Consider the following 3,476-nt stretch of genomic DNA (forward strand, 5'->3'; position numbering starts at 1 on the left):
AAATTTTAGATAGATATTTCACTAAAATCTTTTAGAGTTTCGCAATCAGCTATATATTATTATTCAAAACAATTACTAATTTGTGACTATTGACTGAGAATCCCCCTAGACATAAGTCCATTATAATCATTGTCTTTACTTAATTTGTACTCACAAAATGCTATAATTACATCTTTTGTTTCTATATTCTTTTTATTAATATGAACATTAATATACTCTGGTTTAAATCCCACAAGCCTACCACTAGTTCCATTTAGTACAGTATAAGGAATTAAGTATGTATTGTTTTTTTCTAGTGAAATTTCACTTAAAATATTCCGTTCAACAATCAATACAGGTAGATTTGAAGCAGGCTCACGAAGTTCATTTCCAGTATCTAAAAATGCCTTGATAGTTTTTATATAATTCTTATTAACTATATCTACTGTGTATATAAGAGTAGATATTTTTTTCCTATCTTCTATAAAAATTATCGCCCTATATATAACTATATAAATGATCATTACTGAAAGTAGTAACTTTTCATAAGGAAAATTTATTATAACTACATCAAATGACATATCTTTTTTACTATTCATTTGAATAAAAAAACACATTCCAGCTAAAAGAATTGAATATAATAAAAAGATTAATGAAGCCTTAATATTGAATAAAAATCTTTTGTCACGAAATACAATAAATATCATAACATTTACTATTAATATTTTAAAAGGTAAAATTGTAAGCCACTTAAGACTAGGGTACAATATTGTTATAACATAAAAGCTACCTACTAGACTTGAAATACACAGCCACTTAAGTTTTACTCTTTTTCTTAATGTTTGAACAGTAACATGCAATATGAATAGATTAACTATAAAATTTACTAGTATAAGAACATCTACATATACTACCATTCTCTCTTCCTCCTTTAAGATTATTATATAACTAATGTCATTAAAATTTTGTCATTTTTTACCACATAGAATTATTTTTATTCTTTCATAAAACGCCACTTATTTCCATATTATTGTAAATCGTTTTGATATAAAATAGATGTTTTCTCTATAATGTATGTATATTAAGTAACATACTTAATAACACTCACATTATGACCTATAAGCAATATAATTGCCTAAACGCAAATAAAGTGCCCAAAGGGCACTTTATAATTTTATTTATTTGTTTCATACTTATGTTGTTATTTATTTGTTTTGTCTTCTTAAAAAAGCTGGAATTTCTAAATCAGAATCCTCATAATCTTTAGTGTATGCAGCTTCTTCTTTAGGTTTAACTGTCTCTTTTGCTTTAGGCTTTATTGCTTGCTTATTTGGTTTTGCCACGTTATCGCTTTCAAAACCGGTTGCGATAACTGTTATTCTTATTTCATCTTTTAACTCTTCATCTATGACTGCTCCAAAAATAATATTAGCATCTGGGTCAGCTGCACCTTGTACAATCTCTGCAGCTTCATTTATTTCAAGTAATCCTAGATCCATTCCACCAGTAATATTTAAAAGCACACCTGTAGCCCCAACTATAGAAGTTTCAAGTAACGGGCTTGATATAGCTTGTTTTGCTGCTTCTTGAGCTCTATTATCACCAGAGGCTCTACCAACTCCCATATGTGCAAGACCTTTTGCAAGCATAATTGTCCTCACATCTGCAAAATCTAGATTTACAAGACCTGGTATTGTAATTAAATCAGATATGCCTTGTATACCTTGTCTTAAAACATCATCTGCCATTTTGAAAGAATCCATCAACGTAGTTTTCTTATCAACCATAGTTAATAACCTTTCATTTGGTATTGTTACTAAAGTATCTACAACTTCCTTAAGAGTCTTTATTCCTATTTCAGCATTTATCATTCTTTTTCTGCCTTCAAAAGGGAATGGTTTTGTGACAACTCCTACAGTAAGTATTCCCATTGATTTAGCAATTTCTGCAACCACTGGTGCAGCTCCAGTACCAGTACCACCACCCATTCCTGCAGTAATAAACACCATATCTGCACCCTTTATTGCTTGAGATATTTCTTCTTTACTTTCTTCAGCTGCTTTCATACCAATTTCTGGATTAGCACCCGCCCCTAGTCCTTTAGTAAGTTTATCACCAATTTGAATTTTTTGAACAGCATGAGAAAGAATTAAAGCTTGTTTATCTGTATTAATAGCTATAAACTCTACATTCTTAAGCCCTTCCATAATCATCCTGTTTATAGCATTGTTTCCTCCACCTCCACACCCAATTACTTTTATCTGAGCAAACTCTTGAACATCAACATCAAAATCTAACACAACAATACCTCCTTTTTAGAAAAAATCCGCAAAAAAAACTTTAACTTTTGCTGCAAATTTATTTTTCCCTTTTGTATTTTGGCTTTTTGACCATTTGTTATCGTACGATTGTTCATCTGATTCTTCAAATGAGCTAGTATTATTTTTAAGATTATTAGCAGCTTGAAGCACTATTCCTACTGCTGTAACATATATTGGGCTAGCTGCACCTACATATTCAGGTGAGCCCACTCTCACTGATTTTCCAAGTATATCTTTACTTAAATCATTCATACCTCTAAACAAAGATATACCGCCACCAACTATTACAACACCTGCAATTTCCTTGTAAAATCCACTATTTAATAAATTTCTTTTAATTAGATGTAATAATTCTTCCACCCTAGCACTAATTATATCAACTAATAAACTATTATCAATTTCCATTACATTGTTATAAGAATCTTTAACTCTAATTTTTTGAGCATCAATTTCTGTACCCTTAATAAGACTACCATATTTAAGTTTTAATCTTTCACCTTCGCTAAAAGGAACTTTAAGGCAAACTGATATATCATTAGTTATATTATCTCCACCCAATTGAACAATAGAGGTATATTTTAGTTTTCCACTCTTATAAATTGATATATCAATAGTCTGAGCTCCAACATCAACAAGTGCTATTCCCATATCTTTCTCTTCTTTTCTAAGTACAGCTTCAGATATTGCTGACGGTCCAAGCACTATCCCATTTACCTTAACTCCAGCTCTTTTAACACTTTTCAATAAATTACTAACTACAGTAGATTGTGCCATGACAACTTGTCCTTCAACTTCAAGCCTTATTCCACTCATTCCTCTAGGATCTTTAATATTGTCATATCCATCAACAATATATTGTTCAGGCTCAACACCCACTATTTCTTTATCGGCCGGAACTGGAATAAGTTTAGCTGCTTCTATTACCCTATCTACATCATTTTGTTTAATTTCCCTGTCTTCAGAAGATATTGCAATCATGCCAGTATTTCTAACTAATTCACAAATTCCTCCAGGCAGTGATATGTATCCTTCATTAATTTGTGTATCTGTCATACGTTCTAATTGCATAACACATTGTTTAATAGCTTCAGCTGTACTATCTATATCTATTACAACTGATTTATTTAAACCACTACATACAACTGATGTAATGCCTATAATCTGAAGTTTTCCATT

General features: G+C 30.7%; 3 protein-coding genes. All 3 read right to left on the reverse strand.

Going from position 1 to position 3,476, the window contains the following annotated elements; genetic code table 11:
• Positions 1–86 precede the first annotated feature (86 nt).
• Complete coding sequence (gene spoIIGA / locus Q0649_RS18430; protein WP_298845454.1) at positions 87–896, reverse strand: sigma-E processing peptidase SpoIIGA; 810 nt, start codon at positions 894–896, stop codon at positions 87–89.
• A gap of 288 nt (positions 897–1,184) precedes the next feature.
• Entirely contained in the window at positions 1,185–2,279 is a 1,095-nt protein-coding gene (gene ftsZ / locus Q0649_RS18435) for a cell division protein FtsZ (RefSeq protein ID WP_298845456.1), read from the reverse strand.
• A 15-nt stretch (positions 2,280–2,294) separates the two neighbouring features.
• Positions 2,295–3,476, reverse strand: a 1,182-nt coding sequence (gene ftsA / locus Q0649_RS18440) for a cell division protein FtsA (RefSeq protein ID WP_298845458.1), incomplete at its 5' end; no start/stop codon positions are given.

Origin of the sequence: uncultured Clostridium sp., from assembly GCF_937920395.1 — a bacterium.
Taxonomy (GTDB): Bacteria; Bacillota; Clostridia; order Clostridiales; family Clostridiaceae; genus Clostridium_AD.

Excerpts from the sequence above, each read along its gene's own strand:
- spoIIGA (WP_298845454.1), bottom strand. The coding sequence starts at position 896 with ATGGTAGTATATGTAGATGTTCTTATACTAGTAAATTTTATAGTTAAT.